Origin of the sequence: Allobosea sp. CRIB-10, from assembly GCF_900112185.1 — a bacterium.
In the GTDB taxonomy this organism is placed as follows: domain Bacteria; phylum Pseudomonadota; class Alphaproteobacteria; order Rhizobiales; family Beijerinckiaceae; genus Allobosea.
Genome location: NZ_FOKP01000006.1, coordinates 1 through 16,855, shown reverse-complemented (window position 1 = coordinate 16,855; position 16,855 = coordinate 1). Strand labels below are relative to the sequence as shown.

The window sequence follows — 16,855 nt, the reverse complement described above, 5'->3', positions numbered from 1 at the left end:
GTTTCAGGACTAGGGATCAGCGAAGGACTTAACCGCATGGCCAAGAACCGCAAAGTCATCATCACCTGCGCCGTCACCGGCGCGATCCACACACCCTCGATGTCGCCCTATCTACCGGTGACGCCCGACGAGATCATCGACGCTGCGGTCGGCGCGGCTGAGGCCGGCGCGGCGCTGGTCCATGTCCATGCCCGCAATCCCAAGACCGGCCAGCCCGACCAGTCGCCGGAGGCCTTCGAGCCCTTCCTCAAGGTGATCAAGCAGCGCTCGAACTGCGTCATCAACATCACCACCGGCGGCGCCCCGACCATGCTGGTCGAGGAGCGCCTCAAGCCCTGCGCCCATTTCAAGCCCGAGGTCGCCTCGCTCAACATGGGCTCCATGAATTTCGGGCTCTACCCGATGCTGAACCGCTTCAAGGAGTTCAAGCACGACTGGGAACGCCCGTATCTCGAGGGCTCGAATGACCGCGTCTTCAAGAACACCTTCAAGGACATCGAGAACATCCTGACGACCTGCGCGGAGAACGGCACCCGCTTCGAGATCGAGTGCTACGACATCGGCCATCTCTACACGCTGGCCCATTTCGTCGATCGCGGGCTGGTGAAGCCGCCCTTCTTCGTCCAGTCGGTCTTCGGCCTGCTCGGTGGCATCGGCCCGCATCCCGAGGACGTCGCCCATATGAAGCGCACGGCCGACCGGCTCTTCGGCGACGACTATCACTGGTCGGTGCTCGGCGCCGGCCGCCACCAGCTGCCGATCGCAGCGATGGCGGTCGCGATGGGCGGAAACCTGCGCGTCGGCCTGGAAGACTCGCTCTGGCTCGGCCCCGGCCAGCTCGCCAAGTCGAACGCCGACCAGGTCCGCGCCGCGCGCAAGATCATCGAGGGCCTCGGCCTGAAGATCGCGACGCCCGACGATGCCCGCGAGCAGCTGCAGCTCAAGGGCGCCGACAAGGTCGCGTTCTAGAGCCCTTCCCAGCCCTATTGAACGACGGGCCGCTCCCTTCCGAAGGCTGGAGGGGAAGCGCCCGGCCTTCGCCAAGAACGATCAGCGGACTCGGTTCGGCGTCGTGACCAACCAGCTCAGCTCTGGACGCGCCAGCTGCCGAAGTGATAGCCCATCGCGTGATGACCGATGACCACCGTATCACAGCGCATGATCACGAGCTGCAACAGCAGCGCCTTCATCCCGGCCTGAGGCGTGCAGCCTCGGCAGGTCCGGACTGTGATCGCGCGTGATCGATCAGGCCTTCGATATCGCCATCATCGGTGGCGGCGCCAGCGGCACCTTGCTGGCGCTCCACCTGATGCGCCAGGGTTCGGATCGGCTGCGTATCGCCCTGATTGAGCGTGGCTCCGCTTTCGGCCAGGGCGTCGCCTATGCCGACGGTTTTGCAGGCCATCTGCTCAACACCCGCATCGGTGACATGAGCGCCTGGCCGGACGACCCCGGGCACTTCGTTCGCTGGCTGCCGGACGGCACCCACGACTTTATCGAGCGACGACATTATGGCCGCTACCTTGCTGCAGAACTGCAGCAGGCCGTCATGGCCAGCGAGGGCAGGCTCGTGCTCCTCCGTGGCGAGGTGACGACGCTGGCGTCGAATGGAAAAGCGATGACGCTGCAGCTGGCCGATTCGACCAGCCTGACTGCCCATCGCGTGGTTCTTGCAACCGGTCACCGTCCGCCGTCCTCGACTCGAGGCGCCTATCAAGGCGATCCGTGGCGCGACGCCGCCATTGCCGGGTTGCCGCCATCGGCCGACTTGCTCCTGATCGGGACCGGGCTGACGATGATCGATGTCGTCGTCGCGCTGGCCAATCGCGGCCATCGCGGCCGAATCCTCGCCATGTCCCGACGCGGCCTGCTGCCGCGCGCGCATCCGCCTCATCATCCGAGGACGGAGCCGTTCGCACTGCCAGCCGCTTTGTTGGAAGGCGAGCTTTCGAGCCGACTCTCAGCCTTCCGTCGGCTCGTCCGCGACGGCACGCACTGGAATACGGTGATGTTGGCGCTGCGGCCGCACAATGCGGAGATGTGGCACGGGCTGAGCGAGGCCCAGCAACGGCGCTTTCTGCGCCACCTGCGTCCGTGGTGGGACACCCATCGCCACCGGACCGCGCCGGAAACCGGCACCGTCATCGAAAAATGTCTCGCAGCAGGCGGTCTCACCGTCATCAAGGGCCGCCTTGCAGCGCTTGCGCCGACCGCTGACCATGTCGAGGCCACGATCGTGACCAAGGCCGCGCCGTCCGGCTCGCTCATGCGCTTCGACCGAGCAATCGATTGTCGGGGACCGCGCAACGACATCGCCCCTGATGCAGGCCTGTTAGCGGCACTGGCGGGAAGCGGATTGGCGCGCCCGGACCGGTTTGGCCTCGCGCTCGACGTTGACGAGGATGGGCGCGTGCTCGACAAACAAGGCGGCCCTTCGCAGCAGCTTTTTGCGCTCGGTCCGCTCACACGAGGGCTGCACTGGGAAGTGACGGCAATCCCCGATATCCGCAAGCGAGCCGAGAGGCTGGCCCGACTGCTGGCTTGCGAACTTCGCTCAGCTTAGCGCATTTTCGAGCGAAGTGGATACCGGTTCGCGTGAAGAAAATGCGATAAAACAAGGGTCTAGAGCATTTCCGTGATTCGGAGAAACACGGAATTGCTTTAGATCCTGCCGGAAGCCGCAGACATTGGCTCTCCGAAAGCCGGCGCGCTAACTTTGCAGCCAATCTCATTCAGCCGGGCCGGCCGCGCAGTCCATGCAGACTTTCACCTTCATCCTGATCCTGGTCATAGCCGTGGTGGCTTCGCAGCCGCTGACCCGGCTGTTCAGGATCGTCCCGCTGCCGATCATCCAGATCGGCCTCGGCGCAGCGCTTGCCTGGCCGACAGCCGGCTTCCATCCCAGGATCGATCCGGAGCTCTTCCTCCTGCTCTTCATCGCGCCGCTGCTCTTCGCCGATGCCTGGGAGGCGCCGAAGCGCGAATATCGCAAGCTGCTGCGGCCGATCCTGTCGCTCGCCGTCGGGCTGGTGTTCTTCACCACATTGTTCGGTGGCCTTGCCCTGCACTGGCTGGTGCCGTCCATGCCGTTGCCAGTCGCCTTCGCGCTCGCTGCCGTGCTCTCGCCGACCGATGCGGTCGCCGTATCCGCCATCGTCGACAAGGAGACCGTGCCGAAGAACCTGATGCACATTCTCGAAGGGGAATCGCTGCTCAACGACGCGTCGGGCCTTGTGATCTTCCGCTTCGCCACCGCGGCTGCCCTGACCGGCAGCTTCTCGCTCTGGCAGGCCTCGCTGGCTTTCCTACTCGCCGTCGCCGGCGGCATCGCCGCAGGCCTGCTCGCGGTCGTCGTCGTCTCCTGGGTGCTGAAGCTGCTGGCGAAATTCGACCGGATCGCGCCGGAAGCGCAGGTGCTGGTCATCATGTTCCTGCCCTTCGCAGCCTTCCTCGCGGCGGAGGCCGTCCATGCCTCAGGCGTGCTCGCCGCCGTCGTCGCCGGACTCAGCGTCGGGCGCACGCGCACGGCCAACCAGCTCAGCGTTTCCGCCTATATGCTCGCCCATTCCTTCTGGACGATGCTGGCCTTCCTCCTGAACGGCACGCTCTTCGTCCTGCTCGGTCTGCAACTGCCGGCGATCATCCGCACCGTTCCGCCGGCGCTCATCGACACTCATTGGCTTTGGCAGCCGCTCGGCATCATCGTCGCGCTGACACTCTGCCTGATCCTGCTGCGCTTTGTCTGGATAACCGTCGCCATCGCGCTGAGCCGCGTCGTCAGCCGGCTCCTTCGCCTGGAGCAGTTTCACACCACGCTGCGCACCCGGCTGGCCGGTTCGGTCGCCGGCGTGCGCGGCGCGGTGACGCTCGCCGGCGTGCTGTCGTTCCCGGTGCTGGGGCTCGACGGCTCGCCCTTTCCCGGCCGCGATGCCGCAATTTTCCTGGCCGCTGGCGTGATCCTGCTCTGGCTGGCGATCGCCAGCCTCGGCCTGCCGCCGATCGTGAACGGACTGGCCGTGAGCCATGGCGCTATCCACGCCACGGAGATGAGGCGCGCCCGGATCGCTGCCACCGAGGCGGCGATCGCCCGACTGGAAGGCGTCGCCCATCGGGGCGGCACCGACGGCGCCGCGACCGTCGACCAGGCGGTGGCGGAAGGCCTGATCGCGACCTACCGGCGGCGCCTTGCTCTGCTCGACGACGGCCAGACGCCGCGCGAAGAGGCAGTCGCGTTACAGCGGTCCGAAAGCACCTTGCGGCAAACCGCGCTGGCGGCGGAGCGCGAGGCGCTGCGCGGCCTGCTCAGGAGCGGCGAGATCGACGATACGACCTTCAACGCGCTGGCGCACGAACTCGTCCTGCACGACGTGCTCGCCGAGACGAAGGCCGGATCGCACTGACAGCCGGGTTATGCCCGGGTCGCGAGGATGAACAAACGCGGGAAGCGCAGCAGCACCTTGCCGTCCGGCTCGACCGGATAGGCCGCGGCGATCTTCTCGCGATAGAGGGCGAGGAACGCCTCGCGCTCCCCGGCCGGCAGCGGGTCGATATAGGGTTTCAGGCCCGTGCTCTTGAACCATTCGACGATCGCGTCATGGCCGGCGAGCGCATGGACATAGGTCGTCTGCCAGATGTCGACCTGGCAGCCGGCTTCCATCAGCCAGCGCCGGTAATCCGAGAACGAGCCGATCACAGCTTTCGAGCCCCGCGCATTGGCGAGGCGCCCGGCCCACGGCCCCTCGGCCGCCGCCTCGTCCATCGAGACATGCGAGGGCTCGCTGAGGTTGTTCGGCATCTGCACGGCGAGCACCCCGCCCGGCGCCAATGACCGCGCCAGGCGCGCGAACAAAGCGGGATGATCGGGAATCCATTGCAGCGCCGCATTGGCGAAGATCAGGTCGTAGCGGCCATCCGCCGACCAGCTTCCCAGGTCGGCCAAAGTGAAGGAGAGCTGCGGCAGGCGCTTGCGGGCCTTCTCCAGCATATCCGGCGACGAATCGAGCCCTTCCACGGCCGCGCCCGGAAAGCGGGCGGCGACCAGCTCGGTGCTGTTGCCCGGCCCGCAGCCGAGATCGATGCAGCGTTGCGGGTCGTTGAGGCGCACGCGCTGGATCAGGTCGAGCGGCGGCCGCGTCCGCTCGTCCTCGAAGCGCAGATACTGGTTCGCATCCCAGTCGACCTTACCCGTCATCGCGCCTGCTCCGCTTCTGCAATCGGAGCGACGGCGTACGCCTCTACAGCGAGCGCATCAAGCCGCCATCGACGCGCAGGTTCTGGCCGGTGATGTAGCCGGCGCCGTCCGAGGCGAGGAAGGCGATCGTCGCGGCGATCTCCTCGCTGGTACCGTAGCGCTGCATCGGCACCCCGGCGCGGCGTTCATCGGTCTGCGGCAGCGAGTCGATCCAGCCGGGCAGGACATTGTTCATCCGCACGTTCTGCGCCGCATACTGGTCGGCGAAAAGCTTGGTGTAGGCGGCGAGCCCGGCGCGGAACACCGCCGAGGTCGGGAAATTGGCGGCAGGCTCGAAGGCCCAGGCGGTCGAGATGTTGATGATCGCACCCGACTTCTGCGCCGCCATCACCGGCGCGACCAGCCGCGTCGGCCGGATCACGTTCATCAGATAGACGTCGAGCCCGGCATGCCATTGCTCGTCGGTGATCTCGGTGATCGGCGCGCGCGGGCCGTGCCCGGCGCTGTTGACCAGCACGTCGATGCGGCCGAAGCGCTCCAGGGTCGTATCGACCAGGCGCTTCAGGTCGTCGTTCGACTGGTTCGAGCCGGTGACGCCGAAGCCGCCGAGCTCCTTGGCCAGGGCCTCGCCCTTGCCGGAGGAGGACAGGATCGCGAGCTTGAAGCCATCCTGCGCCAGCCGCTTCGCCGCGGCCGCGCCCATGCCGCTGCCGCCAGCGGTAACAACCGCGACTTTTTCTCCTGCCATGGGACGCTCCATCTTCTTGCCAAGGTACGCATGCACTGCAAGCAGCGACGCTCATTCTCGCCTTTCTCGCATTCTCAGCATAGACTCGCCAGCGAGTTGGCCAGCGTCATATCGATAGAAAAACTACTGCATGACAGAACAGCAGCAGCGCCTGCCTTCGCTCAATGCGCTACGCGCCTTCGAAGCGGCGGCGCGGCATCTCAATTTCCGTGCTGCCGCCGATGAGCTCGGCGTCACCCAAGGCGCCGTCGCCCAGCATGTCCGCGGCCTCGAAAGCGAGCTGCGGCTGAAATTGTTCGAGCGCCAGCCGCGCCTGCTCGCGCTGACCAGTGCCGGGCGCAGCTATGCGACCCATGTCGCCCGCGCCTTCGCCCTGCTGGCCGAGGCGACCGATAATCTACGCCCTCAACCGCTGCGACTGACGATCAGTGCGACGCCGAGTATCGCGGCGAAATGGCTTGTGCCGCGCCTGCCCGAGTTTACCGGCGCACATCCGCAGCTCGAACTCAGCATCCTCGCCAGCGACGCGCTGGCAAACTTCCAGTCCGATGGCGTCGACATCGCGATCCGCCAGGGTCGCCCGCCCTTCGGCCCCGGCCTGACTGCGGACCTCCTGTTCGAGCACGACATCGTCGCAATCTGCCAGCCGGCCAGGTGCCCTGACGAGGACTCACTGGCGAGCCTGCCGCTGCTGCGCGATGGGCACGATCTCTGGCCGGAATTCTTTGAGCGTGCGCTCGGGCGATCCATGCCGCTGGCGATCCGCAGCACGCGCTTCAACCAAACTGCGCTGGCGATCGACGCGGCGATCGCCGGCCAAGGCGTCGCACTCGCCAGCCGCTTCCTGGCCGAGCCCGACCTCGCCGCCGGACGCCTCGCCCTGGCGACGACGGCGAGCATGCGCGGCGGCCTCGATTTCTACGTGGTCAGCGCCCGCAGGCCGCGACATGCCGAGCAGACCGCGCTGGTCCGGGCCTGGCTGCTCGCCCAGCGCGGCTAGACGGGCGATCAGCCGGCGGCAAAATTCTCCTTGAGCCAGTCCTGCCATCTCGGCTCGCTCTCGGCCGCGCGCCTGTCGGCATCCTCGCCATAGAAGAACAGGCAGACGCTGAGATTGACCTTGTCGCCTATCCCGTAGCTGCCGATCAGCGCGACGCCGTCATCTGAGCGCAGCAGGACATGGCGCTGCTTGCGGTTCTGCTCGGTCTGCTCGACCGTTCCGGCGAAGGCTTGCGGCTCCAAAGGCAATTCGCGCCGCTCGCCGACATTGGCGCCGGACAAGCCGAGCGTCTCGGTCAACCGCTTCCAGACGGAAAGATGCTCGCCTTCTGTCGCTTGCATCGCCTGGAAGCAGGCCCCCTTCTTCCCGGCGAAATGGGTGAGATAGAGCCGCAGCACCGCGAAGAAGCCGTGCCAGCCGCGCTCGAACCCCTCCATCTGATCGTCCCAGTCGTCGCTGGAGGCGAATAGGGAATGCACCATTCTGACCAGGCACTGGTCGCCGGAGCGGCTGGTGATCGTGATCTCGGTCGCGATCGGCGGGGCCTTCTCGCCCCATTCGTACTCGGTGTAGCCGAAGCGGTGCGGCGGCTCCCAGAGGTTGATCTCGCCGGTCGAGTTCACCTCCGGCCCGAAGCTGAAGCTGAGCTTGCCGCCGACTCGCCCCTCGATGGTCGTGCGCGTGAACCAAGTGGAATAGCCCGGCCCGGTCGCCATCGCCTGCCAGACCTGCTCGGGCGTGCCGGGAACCAGCACTTCCATCTCGACCCAACGCTTGCCGGTTCCATCCTTCTTGATCGGCATGTTTCTGATCCTTTCAGGAATGGGTCGCCTCGGGCGCCGGGTAGGCGCAGACCACGAGGCGATGCGAGCGTCCGCCAGGGACGCTCTCGTCGTGATAGCGGGCGGCGAGCCCGGCTACGGCCTCGCTCAGCTCGCGGGTGAAGGCGGCGCGCTCGGCCGCCGAGCGGAAGCGGATGACGCTGTCGAGCGACAATGTCGCCAGCCGCTTCTCCTGCCGGCGCGCCTCATTCCAGAGCGTACCGACCTCGCGCACGACCCTGGCCGCGAGCGCGATCAGATAGCTCGCCGAGAGCCGGTCGCGGTTGCGCTCGGGATCGGCGCCGAGCGAGCCCAGCGCTGCCGGCGAGACGACGAAGGAGGCGGCGCTCGCCACCAGCAAGCGCTCGGTCAGCCCGCCCCAGTGCCGCTCGCCCGCCGGCGCAACCAGCTGGTGCTCCTCGAGCGCCCGCAAATGGTAGTTGACCTTCTGCCGGGTCAGCCCGACGCGACTTGCAAGAGCCGCCGCCGAGGCAGGCTCGGAGAGTTCGGCCAGAATCCGCCGCTTCACCGGGTCGAGCGCCACAGCGGCGCGGGCGGGATCGTCGATGACGTCGAGGTCGAGCATGCCTCAGGCTCGCATTGACAAAATTTTTTGTCAATGCGCTCGAACCATCGCTTCGCCGTCAGCAAGAAACCGGTTGCAACATACCAACTGAATGGTATGTATGGATCATGCCAAGGCCGACCAAGCAGTCTCCCGAACGCGGCAATGCCCGCACCCGCCTGCTTGAAGCAGCGCGGGACGTCATCCGCACCAAGGGCTTCGCCGGCACCAGCGTCGACGATCTCTGCCGCGCCGCCGATGTCACCAAGGGCGCCTTCTTCCACCATTTCGCGAGCAAGGAGGCGCTCGGCGTCGCCGCGGCCGAATTCTGGACGCAGGAAGTCACGCCCTTCTTTGCCGCCGCGCCCTATCACCAGCCTGCTGATGCCCTCGATCGCGTGCTCGCCTATGTCGCCTTCCGCAAGGCGATGATCGCCGGCGACCTCTACGAGTTCACCTGCCTGGTCGGGACGCTGGCGCAGGAGGTCCATGCCAGCGCGCCCGAGATCCGCGACGCCTGCGGCCGCAGCATCTTCGGCCATGCCGTGACGCTGGAAGCGGACATCGCGCAGGCCCGTCGCGACCACGGCATCACCACGACCGGCTGGACCGCGCAGAGCCTGGCCCGGCACACCCAGGCCGTGCTGCAGGGCGGTTTCGTTCTCGCCAAGGCCGGCAACGATCCGGACCTGGCGCGCGAAAGCCTCGACCATCTCGACCGCTACATCCGCCATCTCTTCCACGTCGCAGAGGAGTGCGCCGCATGAGCCAGTCCATGATGATCGGTTGCGCTTGCGGGCATACCCGGCTGAGAGTGCAGGGCGCCCCGATCCTCGTCTCCGAATGCCTATGTGACAGCTGCCGGGCCGCCGCCGCGCGGCTCGCCAGGCTGCCTGATGGCAGCGACATCCTCACCGCCTATGGTGCGACGCCTTCAGCCGAATACCGCAAGGACCGCGTCGAGATCGTCGCGGGCGGCGAGAGCCTGCGCGAGTTCCGGCTGAAGCCCGATGCCGGCTCGCGCCGGATCGTCGCGACCTGCTGCAACACGCCGGTCTTCCTGGAGATGAAGGGCGCGCACTGGCTCAGCCTCTATCTCCATCTCTGGCCCGAGGGAGCCCGGCCGAAGCCGGAATTGCGGACCATGACCGGCGACCTGCCCGGCGCCTCGGCCCTGCCGGCCGACATCCCGAACCTGAAGACCCACACGGTCTCGTTCTACCTGAAGCTGCTCGGCGCCTGGATCGCCATGGGCTTTCGCAACCCGAAGATCACCACAGCGGGGACGATCGATGCCTGAGGACAAGATCGAGATCGAGAACGTCAACAAGCCCGGCAAGTCCGAGCGGGTCGACCGCGCCAAATATCAGGCGATGCGCAAGGCTTTGCTCGCGGCATTGCCGGAGGAAGCGCCCGGACTAACCGTCCCGGACGCCAAGGAAGCGCTGCTGCCGCTCCTGCCGGACAACCTCTTCCCGCAAGGCGCCACGGCCGGCTGGTGGCTGAAGGCCGTCCAGCTCGACCTCGAAGCAAAGGGCGTGATCAGGCGCGCCCCGCGCAAGCCGGTGCATCTCTACCGGCTCGCGGCGAGCTGACCTCAAGCTGTCTCGGCGAACGCCGTCGCCAGCGCCGCAACAGCTTCGTCGAGCTCGGCCGTCTCATGCGCGGCACTGACCTGCAAGCGTAGGCGCGCCTCGCCCTGCGCCACGATCGGAAAGGCGACCGCCGGGGCGAAGACGCCGGCCCGGGTCAGCCGCGTGGTCATCGCCCACGCCCGCTCCTCGCCGCCGACCTTCACGGCCGTGATGGCACTGTCGCTGTCATGGCAGGCGAGCGCATAGAAGCGCAGCGCCTCGCGGAGATGCGCGACATTGCGCCAGAGCCGCTCGCGCGGGCCAGGATCGTCGCGACAGATCTTCAGCGCCGTCAGCGCCGTCGCGGCATTCGCCGTGGTCATCCCCATGGTGAAGATCCAGCTGCGCGACTTGCCCTTCAGCGTCTCGATCAGCGCGCGCGGCCCCGCGACGAAGCCGCCGCTGGCGCCGCCCAGCGCCTTCGACAGCGAGCCGGTCAGCAGCATGTCCGGAGCGCCATTGGAAAGCCCGCAGAGCGGCGCGGTGCCGCTGCCGCCCGGCCCGACCACACCGGTCGCATGCGCCTCGTCGATCATCAGCAGCGCTTCGAACTCACGCGCCAGCGCCTGGATCTCCGGCAGCGGCGCCGCGCCGCCCTCCATGCTGAAGATGCCGTCGGTGACGATCAGCCGACGCTTCGCCCGCCTTGTCCCCTCTAGCGCCTGGCGCAGGCCGGCGACGTTGCGGTTCTCATAGGTCTCGACCTCGGCACGGCTGAGCCGGCAGCCATCGATGATGCTGGCGTGGTTCAGCCGGTCGGAGATGATGACGTCGCCGGCGCCGACCAGGGTCGTCAGCACCCCGCCATTGGCGCTGCCGCCGGAGGAGAACAGCGCCACCGCCTCGACGCCGAGATAGGAGGCGAGGTTCTCCGCCAGCGCCTCGTGCAAAGGCGTGGTCGCGAAGACCGGGTAGATCCCGGTGCCGCTGCCATAGAGCCGAAGCGCCTCGTTGGTCGCCGCCAGCACGCGCTCATCGGTCGAGAGGCCGAGATAATCGTTGGCGCCGAGCATGATCGTATCGACGCCGTCGAGCAGGATGCGCCCGCCGCAGCGGCGCTCGATCACCCGGCGAGAGGGAGCATGCGCGTTCATGGCACGGCCTTCGGCAACGCGCCGGCAACGAGGTTCTGCCAGTAGCGCAGGACATGCGGAACGATCGCATCATTGAACACGTAACGGTCGCCATGCAGCCCCTCGCCCGGGCCGACCTCGCCGGCACCGATCCAGGCATAGCAACCGCCTGCGGCGCGGATCATGAAGGCGAAGTCCTCGCAGCCCAGACTCGGCTTGAACTCGGCCATGACGTTCTCCGGCCCGACCGCCGCAGAAGCTGCGCGCGCAGCCAAGGCCGCCGCCTCGGCAGTGTTGATCACCGGCGGATAGCCGCGCTTGTAGTCGAGCGCCGCAGTGACGCCATGCGAGGCGGCGACACCATCAGCGATCTCGCCGATCAGCCGCTCGCAAAGATCGGACAATGCCGGATCGAAGAAGCGGCAGGTGCCCTGCAGCCAGACCTCTTTCGGCACGATATTGCCGACATTGCCGCCATGGACCTGCGTCAGGCTGACGACGATCGGCGTCTGCGGGTCGACGGCGCGCGAGACGATGCGCTGCACGCTCTGGATGAAGGCGCCGGCGGCCAGGATCGGGTCGTCGCCGAGATGCGGCATGGCGACATGGGCGCCGAGGCCGGAGAAGCGCAGCTCGAAATTGTCGACCGCGGCCATCTGCGCCCCGGCGCGGGCCGCGATCGTGCCGAAGGGTACGCCCGGCCAGTTGTGCACGGCATAGACCGCCTCGACCGGGAAGCGCTCGAACAGCCTGGCCTCGATCATCTTCATGCTGCCGCCCTCGTTCTCCTCGGCCGGCTGGAAAATGAAATGCACGGTGCCGTCGAAATCCGGGGTCTCGCTGAGGAGCTTGGCCGCCCCGAGCAGCATGGCGCTGTGGCCGTCATGGCCGCAGGCATGCATCACGCCCTCGGTCTTCGAGGCATAGGGCAGGCCGGTGCGCTCGATCACCGGCAGCGCGTCGAGCTCGGCGCGCAGGCCGATGGCGCGCTTGCCGGAGCCCGAGCGCAAAGTCCCGATGACGCCGGTGCCGCCGATGCCTTCCTGCACTTCCAGGCCGAAGGAGCGCAGCTTGTCGGCGACGAACCGGGCGGTCTCGATTTCCTGGAAGCCGAGCTCGGGATTGGCGTGGATGTGATGGCGCCAGGCGACGACCTCTGGCGTCAGCCTGGCGATCGGGTCATTGTGCAGCATGGTTCTCTCCTGTCCGTGTTCCAGGATTAGGAGAGCGAGCCGGGCAGCGTCTTGAACCAGATTGACCGATGAACGAGCCGCAGCAGGAGAGTCAGGCGTTCTGGCGCCACGCCGCCTTCCGCGAGCTCGGCCTGCTCGCGGCGCGCTTCCGCGAGCATCGCTATGACCGCCACACCCATGACGGCTACGTCATCGCATTGATCACCGAGGGCTGCGAGCGCGTGCGCGTCGGCAAGCAGGAGGTGCTGGCGCCGGCCGGCTCGGTGCTCGTCGTCAATCCCGAGGAATGGCATGACGGTGAGGCCGGCGCCGAGCAGGGCTGGGCCTACCGCACCTTCTACCCCTCTGTGACGCTGCTCTCAGAAGTCGCGGCCGAGCTCGGACAGGCGCAGCCACCACTGTTCCCGCTAGCCCTGCTCGACGATCCCGAGCTCTCCCGGCTGCTCGCCGCGGCCCATGCGGAATCGACCTCTTCGGATGCGACCCGCGCCGAAGCTTCGCTGCTCACCGCGCTGCGCCGCCTGATCCTCCGGCATGGCGATGCCGACCGGCCGGCCGAACCGCTCGATCGCTCAGGCGCGCAGCGCCGCTTCTTGCTCTATGAAGAGGTGATCGAGGACAACCTCGCCGAGCAGCTCGACTTGCCGGCTCTCGCCGCAGCCGCCGGCGTCACGCGCTTCCAGGTCATCCGCGACTTCAAGAAGCTGACCGGCTCGACCCCGGCCATCTTCATCCGCGACCGCCGCCTGCGCCGCGCCAACCGGCTGATCCAGGAGGGCGTCAGTCTGGCGGACGCCGCCTTCGCCGCCGGCTTTTCCGACCAGAGCCATCTCTCGCGCAGCTTCCGCGCCGTGCACGGCATCACGCCCGGCATGTTCCGCCGGGCGGGCTGAGGCGTCTGATCTCTCAGAACTTGTAGGCGAGGCTGGCGCGCACCGCATGGGCCGAGGGTTCGTGCTCGACGGTCCGGCCGAGATAGGCGCCGGCGCCGGCATGGTCGAAGCGGCCATAATCGGTGTAGCGATAGTCGACACCGAGGATGAGATTGTCGGTCAGGGCGTAATCGACGCCGCCGCCGACCGTCCAGCCGGTCCTTGAGGAATTGATCGTCTCGGTCAGGCCCGCCAGCGGGCTGACATAGGCATATTCGAGCTTGGTGAAGGCCACGCCGCCGGTGGCATAGATCATGATCCGGTCGAGGCTGTAGCCGAGGCGGGCCCGCACCGAACCCTGCCAGTCGTGCCGCACGCGAACCGTGCCGCCGAGATCGCCCTTTCCTTCGGCGGCATTCATGCCCTCGATGTCGCCCTCGACGCCGACCACGATCGCGCCGAGCTGATAGTTGAAGCCGAGGCGGGCGCCGCCGATGAAGGAGGACGGGCTGTAGTCGAAGGAGCGGCCGAGCGGCGCGCGGCCGGCGCTTGCGAATTCGCTGGCCCGGTCGGAGCTCCAGGAATAGCCGACCTGGCCACCGACATAGAGGCCGCTCCAGTTGTAGAAGGTCGGCAGTTCCGGCGCCGGCGGCAGGACGCCCCTGCCGCGCAGATCGGCTGCCAGCGAGGCTGCGGCACTCAGCAGGGCGGTCGCGGCGACGGCGGCTTTCAGCAGGGTCTTCATCAAGATCTCGGCTCGGACGACGGCTGCGACCAGAGAGAATCCGGCCGACGCCGCGATGGCGATGGGAGCTCGATTATGAAATTGTTAAGGTTAACGAACTTCTAAGCGACCTCGCCGCCAGCATCCTGCCGGAACGAAAACCGCCGCCGCGACGTTGGCAGCGCGACGGAGCCGTTTAAGATCGGCGACCTTCGACCGGAGCGTTCATGGCCTATTTCAAGCGACTGACAGGCGCAGCCGGACTCGCAGCCGTCGTCGCCGGCTATGTCCACGGCCTGGTCTCGCGGCGGGTCGGCGAGCCCATCCGCCAGGCACGGCGCGGTCGCGGTGCCAGGAGCCCCATCACCCTGCCCTGGCGCGGCTGGAAGGATGTCCTGCTGCGCTTCGGCGCCCGTGTGCAGGAGGCGCGGGTGCTTTCGCTCGCCGGCGCCGTCGCCTTCTTCACCCTGCTCTCGCTGGTCCCGGCGCTGTCGCTGCTCGTGACGCTCTACGGCATGCTGACCGACCCGGCGACGATCGTCGGACAGCTTGACGACGTCACCACCGTCTTTCCGCTGGCGGCGCGCGAACTGATCCGCGAGCAGGCGGTCAGGTTGGCGAGCCAGGGCACCGCCAGTCTCTCCCTGACCTTTCTGGTCAGCGTCCTCGTCGCGGTCTGGAGCGCCAATGCCGCGATGAAGGCCATCTTCGACGCCCTCAACATCATCTACGGCGTGCGCGAGCGCCGCGGCTTCATCCGCCTGAACCTTGTCTCGCTCGGTACGACGCTGAGCGCCCTTATCGTGCTCATCCTGGCGCTCGTCTTGATCGCGAGCCTGCCGGTGGTCACCGCGCTCTTCCCCTTCGGTCATGAGCTGGAGGTGCTGATCCGCTGGCTGCGCTGGCCCGCCTTCTTCCTCGTCGGCATCACCGCGATCGGCTGCCTCTACTGGATCGGCCCGAGCCGCAAGCCGCCGCGGTTCGCCTGGGTGCTGCCGGGCGCCGTCGCCGCGGCGCTGTTCTGGGTCGCTACCTCCGTCGGTTTCTCCTGGTATGTCAGCACGCTCGGCCGCTACACCGCCACCTATGGCTCGCTCGCAACCATCGTTGTGTTCATGACCTGGCTCTGGCTCTCGGCGACGATCGTGCTGTCCGGGGCCGAGCTCAATGCCGAGCTCGAGCATCAGAGCCGCCATGGCTCGGCGCCCGCGCCGGTGACGCCGCTCAGCCGCAGCACGCCAGGCGGACGCTGAATCTCCGCTGGAGCATGATGCCACAGCCGCACCCGCTTGACCTTCGCTACAGCCGCGGCATCTCCTCCTCGGCACGCTAGGGCCCCTGCCCGGCCAGCCGCACGGATAGGCCCATGATCACCGCGACCCGCATCCACCTTACCATCGCCATGCTGATGGGGCTGTCAGGCGTGACCCTTCTTGCCGCCGGCACGCATTCCGGCGCGTCCGACAACGTCCAGATCGCCGGGCAGATGCTGCTTTTCCATGCCCCTGCCGTGATCGCAGCCTGCGCGGCGAGGCGCGCCGAATTGCTGGCGGACTGGCCGGCGCGACTGGCCATCTCGCTCCTGATCCTCGGCGTCGCGCTGTTTTCGGCCGACCTCGCGATGCGCGGCTTCCATGGTGAGCGGCTCTTCCTCGGCGCTGCTCCCGCCGGCGGCTTCATGATGCTCGGCGGCTGGCTCGGCCTCGTCCTCGCCGCCTTGTTCGCCAAGCGGGCCTGATTGGCGTGGAAACGCTTCCGCCGCATCCACACTTCCGCTAGAACGCGGCGCGGCGCGGCTGCCTCCCTGCGCCTTCGCGGAGCCTGCCGATGAACGCCCCCCATAACCTCACGCCCTCGCAAGCCGCCGAGCTGCTCGTCCAGGCGCTGCCGCACATGCAGCGCTACGACCAGGAGGTGATCGTCATCAAGTATGGCGGCAACGCCATGGGCGACGCCGCCACGGCCGAGGATTTCGCCGAAGACGTGGTGCTGCTCGAGCAATCCGGCCTGAAGCCGGTGGTCTGTCATGGCGGCGGCCCGCAGATCGCCCGCATGCTTGAGAAGCTCGGCATCAAGTCCGAGTTCAAGCAGGGCCTGCGCGTCACCGACGCCGCCACCGTCGACGTCGTCGAGATGGTCCTGGCCGGCTCGGTCAACAAGGAGATCGTCGGCTACATCTCGCGCGAGGGCGGCAAGGCGATCGGCCTCTGCGGCAAGGACGGCAACATGGTGACCGCCCGGAAGGCGACGCGCACCATCGTCGATCCCGATTCGAAGATCGAGCAGGTGCTCGACCTCGGCTTCGTCGGCGAGCCCGAGACGGTCGACACCACCGTGCTCAAGGCGATCCTCAAGGAAGAACTGATCCCGGTGCTGGCGCCGGTCTGCGCCGCCGCCGACGGCCAGACCTACAATGTCAACGCCGACACCTTCGCCGGCGCGATCGCGGGTGCGCTGGGCGCCAAGCGCTTATTGCTTCTCACCGACGTGCCGGGCGTGCTCGACAAGGACAAGAAGCTGATACCCGAGCTGACCATCGAGCAGTGCCGGCGCCTGATTGCCGACGGCACCATCTCCGGCGGCATGATCCCGAAGATCGAGACCTGCATCTACGCGCTGGAAAAGGGCGTCGAGGCCGTGGTCATTCTCGACGGCAAGGTCCCACACGCCGCGCTGATCGAGCTCTTCACCGATACGGGTTCGGGCACGATCATCCGGAAGTAAGGCGACGCGTTTGAAAGTCGGGCGCGGGGAACCCTTCTCCCGCATCGAAGTCGGGTCTACCCGACTTCGACACTCTGAGTACCGATCTCGGACAGGCCCGAGATCGGTGGAGAAGGGCAGGGATGAGGGCCCGCCCTCACCGATAAAAAGTCGCAGCGGTATCGTCTCGCCCTAACAATCAGCGGCGGTCCCTAACCCCTGCCCCTCTCCCATCCGGATTTCTCTGCGAAAGGGTTCTGGCTTTGAGGTTTGATTGCTGATTCAGTTGGCCTGATCGGAGCGGGATGATCGGCATGTCGGATCAGATGTC

The 16,855-nt window shown here is 67.2% G+C and carries 18 protein-coding genes; 11 read left to right on the top strand and 7 right to left on the bottom strand.

Going from position 1 to position 16,855, the window contains the following annotated elements:
* Positions 1–36 precede the first annotated feature (36 nt).
* From BMZ69_RS10085 to BMZ69_RS10075, 3 genes are all read left to right on the top strand, one after another.
* On the top strand, positions 37–969 hold the full coding sequence (locus BMZ69_RS10085; protein WP_092156498.1) for a 3,5-dioxohexanoate:acetyl-CoA acetone transferase: 933 nt from the start codon (positions 37–39) through the stop codon (positions 967–969).
* A 268-nt stretch (positions 970–1,237) separates the two neighbouring features.
* Positions 1,238–2,563, top strand: a complete 1,326-nt coding sequence (locus BMZ69_RS10080) for an FAD/NAD(P)-binding protein (RefSeq protein ID WP_092156496.1) — start codon at positions 1,238–1,240, stop codon at positions 2,561–2,563.
* A 193-nt stretch (positions 2,564–2,756) separates the two neighbouring features.
* Complete coding sequence (locus tag BMZ69_RS10075) at positions 2,757–4,400, top strand: Na+/H+ antiporter (protein WP_092156495.1); 1,644 nt, start codon at positions 2,757–2,759, stop codon at positions 4,398–4,400.
* 8 nt (positions 4,401–4,408) lie between these two features.
* On the opposite strand, the gene tam is transcribed toward BMZ69_RS10075, so the two are convergent.
* Together tam and BMZ69_RS10065 are read right to left on the bottom strand one after the other, a co-directional pair.
* Positions 4,409–5,191, bottom strand: a complete 783-nt coding sequence (gene tam, locus BMZ69_RS10070; protein WP_092156494.1) for a trans-aconitate 2-methyltransferase — start codon at positions 5,189–5,191, stop codon at positions 4,409–4,411.
* Between the two features lie 43 nt (positions 5,192–5,234).
* The gene (locus BMZ69_RS10065) at positions 5,235–5,939 is read right to left on the bottom strand and encodes an SDR family oxidoreductase (RefSeq protein WP_092156493.1); all 705 of its coding nucleotides are present in this window, start codon (positions 5,937–5,939) and stop codon (positions 5,235–5,237) included.
* Positions 5,940–6,069: 130 nt separating this feature from the next.
* Between BMZ69_RS10065 and BMZ69_RS10060 the strand changes: the two genes are divergently transcribed.
* A complete protein-coding gene (locus tag BMZ69_RS10060; protein WP_092156491.1) occupies positions 6,070–6,939 on the top strand; it encodes a LysR substrate-binding domain-containing protein in 870 nt (289 codons plus the stop codon).
* A gap of 8 nt (positions 6,940–6,947) precedes the next feature.
* Here BMZ69_RS10060 and BMZ69_RS10055 read toward each other — a convergent pair whose 3' ends face one another.
* Together BMZ69_RS10055 and BMZ69_RS10050 are read right to left on the bottom strand one after the other, a co-directional pair.
* Positions 6,948–7,742: an SRPBCC family protein gene (locus tag BMZ69_RS10055; RefSeq protein WP_092156489.1), complete on the bottom strand. Its 795-nt coding sequence runs from the start codon at positions 7,740–7,742 to the stop codon at positions 6,948–6,950.
* 13 nt (positions 7,743–7,755) lie between these two features.
* Positions 7,756–8,346 carry an ArsR/SmtB family transcription factor gene (locus tag BMZ69_RS10050; protein ID WP_092156487.1) on the bottom strand — a complete coding sequence of 197 codons (591 nt, stop codon included), beginning with the start codon at positions 8,344–8,346 and terminating at the stop codon, positions 7,756–7,758.
* Positions 8,347–8,453: 107 nt separating this feature from the next.
* On the opposite strand from BMZ69_RS10050, the gene BMZ69_RS10045 reads away from it, so the two are divergent.
* Genes BMZ69_RS10045 through BMZ69_RS10035 form a run of 3 tightly spaced genes read left to right on the top strand, consistent with a single transcriptional unit; the run spans position 8,454 to position 9,920 of the window.
* A complete protein-coding gene (locus tag BMZ69_RS10045) occupies positions 8,454–9,092 on the top strand; it encodes a TetR/AcrR family transcriptional regulator (protein WP_092156485.1) in 639 nt (212 codons plus the stop codon).
* The gene (locus BMZ69_RS10040; RefSeq protein WP_092156484.1) at positions 9,089–9,625 is read left to right on the top strand and encodes a GFA family protein; all 537 of its coding nucleotides are present in this window, start codon (positions 9,089–9,091) and stop codon (positions 9,623–9,625) included. The genes BMZ69_RS10045 and BMZ69_RS10040 overlap by 4 nt, the downstream gene beginning before the upstream one ends.
* Complete coding sequence (locus BMZ69_RS10035; RefSeq protein WP_092156482.1) at positions 9,618–9,920, top strand: DUF6958 family protein; 303 nt, start codon at positions 9,618–9,620, stop codon at positions 9,918–9,920. The genes BMZ69_RS10040 and BMZ69_RS10035 overlap by 8 nt, the downstream gene beginning before the upstream one ends.
* Before the next feature lie 2 nt (positions 9,921–9,922).
* Here the strand turns inward: BMZ69_RS10035 and BMZ69_RS10030 are convergent, their stop codons facing one another.
* Together BMZ69_RS10030 and BMZ69_RS10025 are read right to left on the bottom strand one after the other, a co-directional pair.
* Positions 9,923–11,053: an aminotransferase class I/II-fold pyridoxal phosphate-dependent enzyme gene (locus tag BMZ69_RS10030; RefSeq protein WP_092156481.1), complete on the bottom strand. Its 1,131-nt coding sequence runs from the start codon at positions 11,051–11,053 to the stop codon at positions 9,923–9,925.
* Positions 11,050–12,225 carry an amidohydrolase gene (locus tag BMZ69_RS10025; protein ID WP_092156479.1) on the bottom strand — a complete coding sequence of 392 codons (1,176 nt, stop codon included), beginning with the start codon at positions 12,223–12,225 and terminating at the stop codon, positions 11,050–11,052. The genes BMZ69_RS10030 and BMZ69_RS10025 overlap by 4 nt, the downstream gene beginning before the upstream one ends.
* A 68-nt stretch (positions 12,226–12,293) precedes the next feature.
* Here BMZ69_RS10025 and BMZ69_RS10020 point away from each other — a divergent pair, with 68 nt between their 5' ends.
* The gene (locus BMZ69_RS10020) at positions 12,294–13,118 is read left to right on the top strand and encodes an AraC family transcriptional regulator (protein WP_092156478.1); all 825 of its coding nucleotides are present in this window, start codon (positions 12,294–12,296) and stop codon (positions 13,116–13,118) included.
* Positions 13,119–13,131: 13 nt separating this feature from the next.
* On the opposite strand, the gene BMZ69_RS10015 is transcribed toward BMZ69_RS10020, so the two are convergent.
* Entirely contained in the window at positions 13,132–13,842 is a 711-nt protein-coding gene (locus BMZ69_RS10015) for an outer membrane protein (protein WP_092156476.1), read from the bottom strand.
* A gap of 206 nt (positions 13,843–14,048) precedes the next feature.
* Between BMZ69_RS10015 and BMZ69_RS10010 the strand changes: the two genes are divergently transcribed.
* The 3 genes from BMZ69_RS10010 (at position 14,049) to argB (ending at position 16,545) form a co-directional block, all read left to right on the top strand.
* A complete protein-coding gene (locus tag BMZ69_RS10010) occupies positions 14,049–15,074 on the top strand; it encodes a YihY/virulence factor BrkB family protein (RefSeq protein ID WP_092156474.1) in 1,026 nt (341 codons plus the stop codon).
* A gap of 113 nt (positions 15,075–15,187) precedes the next feature.
* Positions 15,188–15,559: a DUF423 domain-containing protein gene (locus BMZ69_RS10005; protein ID WP_092156473.1), complete on the top strand. Its 372-nt coding sequence runs from the start codon at positions 15,188–15,190 to the stop codon at positions 15,557–15,559.
* An 89-nt stretch (positions 15,560–15,648) separates the two neighbouring features.
* Positions 15,649–16,545: an acetylglutamate kinase gene (argB, locus tag BMZ69_RS10000; protein WP_092156472.1), complete on the top strand. Its 897-nt coding sequence runs from the start codon at positions 15,649–15,651 to the stop codon at positions 16,543–16,545.
* Positions 16,546–16,855 lie beyond the last annotated feature (310 nt).

Coding starts and splice junctions, on each gene's coding strand:
- BMZ69_RS10075 (WP_092156495.1), top strand. CDS start 2,757: ATGCAGACTTTCACCTTCATCCTGATCCTGGTCATAGCCGTGGTGGCT.
- BMZ69_RS10085 (WP_092156498.1), top strand. CDS start 37: ATGGCCAAGAACCGCAAAGTCATCATCACCTGCGCCGTCACCGGCGCG.
- BMZ69_RS10040 (WP_092156484.1), top strand. CDS start 9,089: ATGAGCCAGTCCATGATGATCGGTTGCGCTTGCGGGCATACCCGGCTG.
- BMZ69_RS10035 (WP_092156482.1), top strand. CDS start 9,618: ATGCCTGAGGACAAGATCGAGATCGAGAACGTCAACAAGCCCGGCAAG.
- BMZ69_RS10050 (WP_092156487.1), bottom strand. CDS start 8,346: ATGCTCGACCTCGACGTCATCGACGATCCCGCCCGCGCCGCTGTGGCG.
- BMZ69_RS10015 (WP_092156476.1), bottom strand. CDS start 13,842: ATGAAGACCCTGCTGAAAGCCGCCGTCGCCGCGACCGCCCTGCTGAGT.
- BMZ69_RS10065 (WP_092156493.1), bottom strand. CDS start 5,939: ATGGCAGGAGAAAAAGTCGCGGTTGTTACCGCTGGCGGCAGCGGCATG.
- BMZ69_RS10055 (WP_092156489.1), bottom strand. CDS start 7,742: ATGCCGATCAAGAAGGATGGAACCGGCAAGCGTTGGGTCGAGATGGAA.
- BMZ69_RS10045 (WP_092156485.1), top strand. CDS start 8,454: ATGCCAAGGCCGACCAAGCAGTCTCCCGAACGCGGCAATGCCCGCACC.
- BMZ69_RS10060 (WP_092156491.1), top strand. CDS start 6,070: ATGACAGAACAGCAGCAGCGCCTGCCTTCGCTCAATGCGCTACGCGCC.
- BMZ69_RS10020 (WP_092156478.1), top strand. CDS start 12,294: ATGAACGAGCCGCAGCAGGAGAGTCAGGCGTTCTGGCGCCACGCCGCC.
- BMZ69_RS10010 (WP_092156474.1), top strand. CDS start 14,049: ATGGCCTATTTCAAGCGACTGACAGGCGCAGCCGGACTCGCAGCCGTC.
- tam (WP_092156494.1), bottom strand. CDS start 5,191: ATGACGGGTAAGGTCGACTGGGATGCGAACCAGTATCTGCGCTTCGAG.
- BMZ69_RS10025 (WP_092156479.1), bottom strand. CDS start 12,225: ATGCTGCACAATGACCCGATCGCCAGGCTGACGCCAGAGGTCGTCGCC.
- BMZ69_RS10030 (WP_092156481.1), bottom strand. CDS start 11,053: ATGAACGCGCATGCTCCCTCTCGCCGGGTGATCGAGCGCCGCTGCGGC.
- BMZ69_RS10005 (WP_092156473.1), top strand. CDS start 15,188: ATGATCACCGCGACCCGCATCCACCTTACCATCGCCATGCTGATGGGG.
- argB (WP_092156472.1), top strand. CDS start 15,649: ATGAACGCCCCCCATAACCTCACGCCCTCGCAAGCCGCCGAGCTGCTC.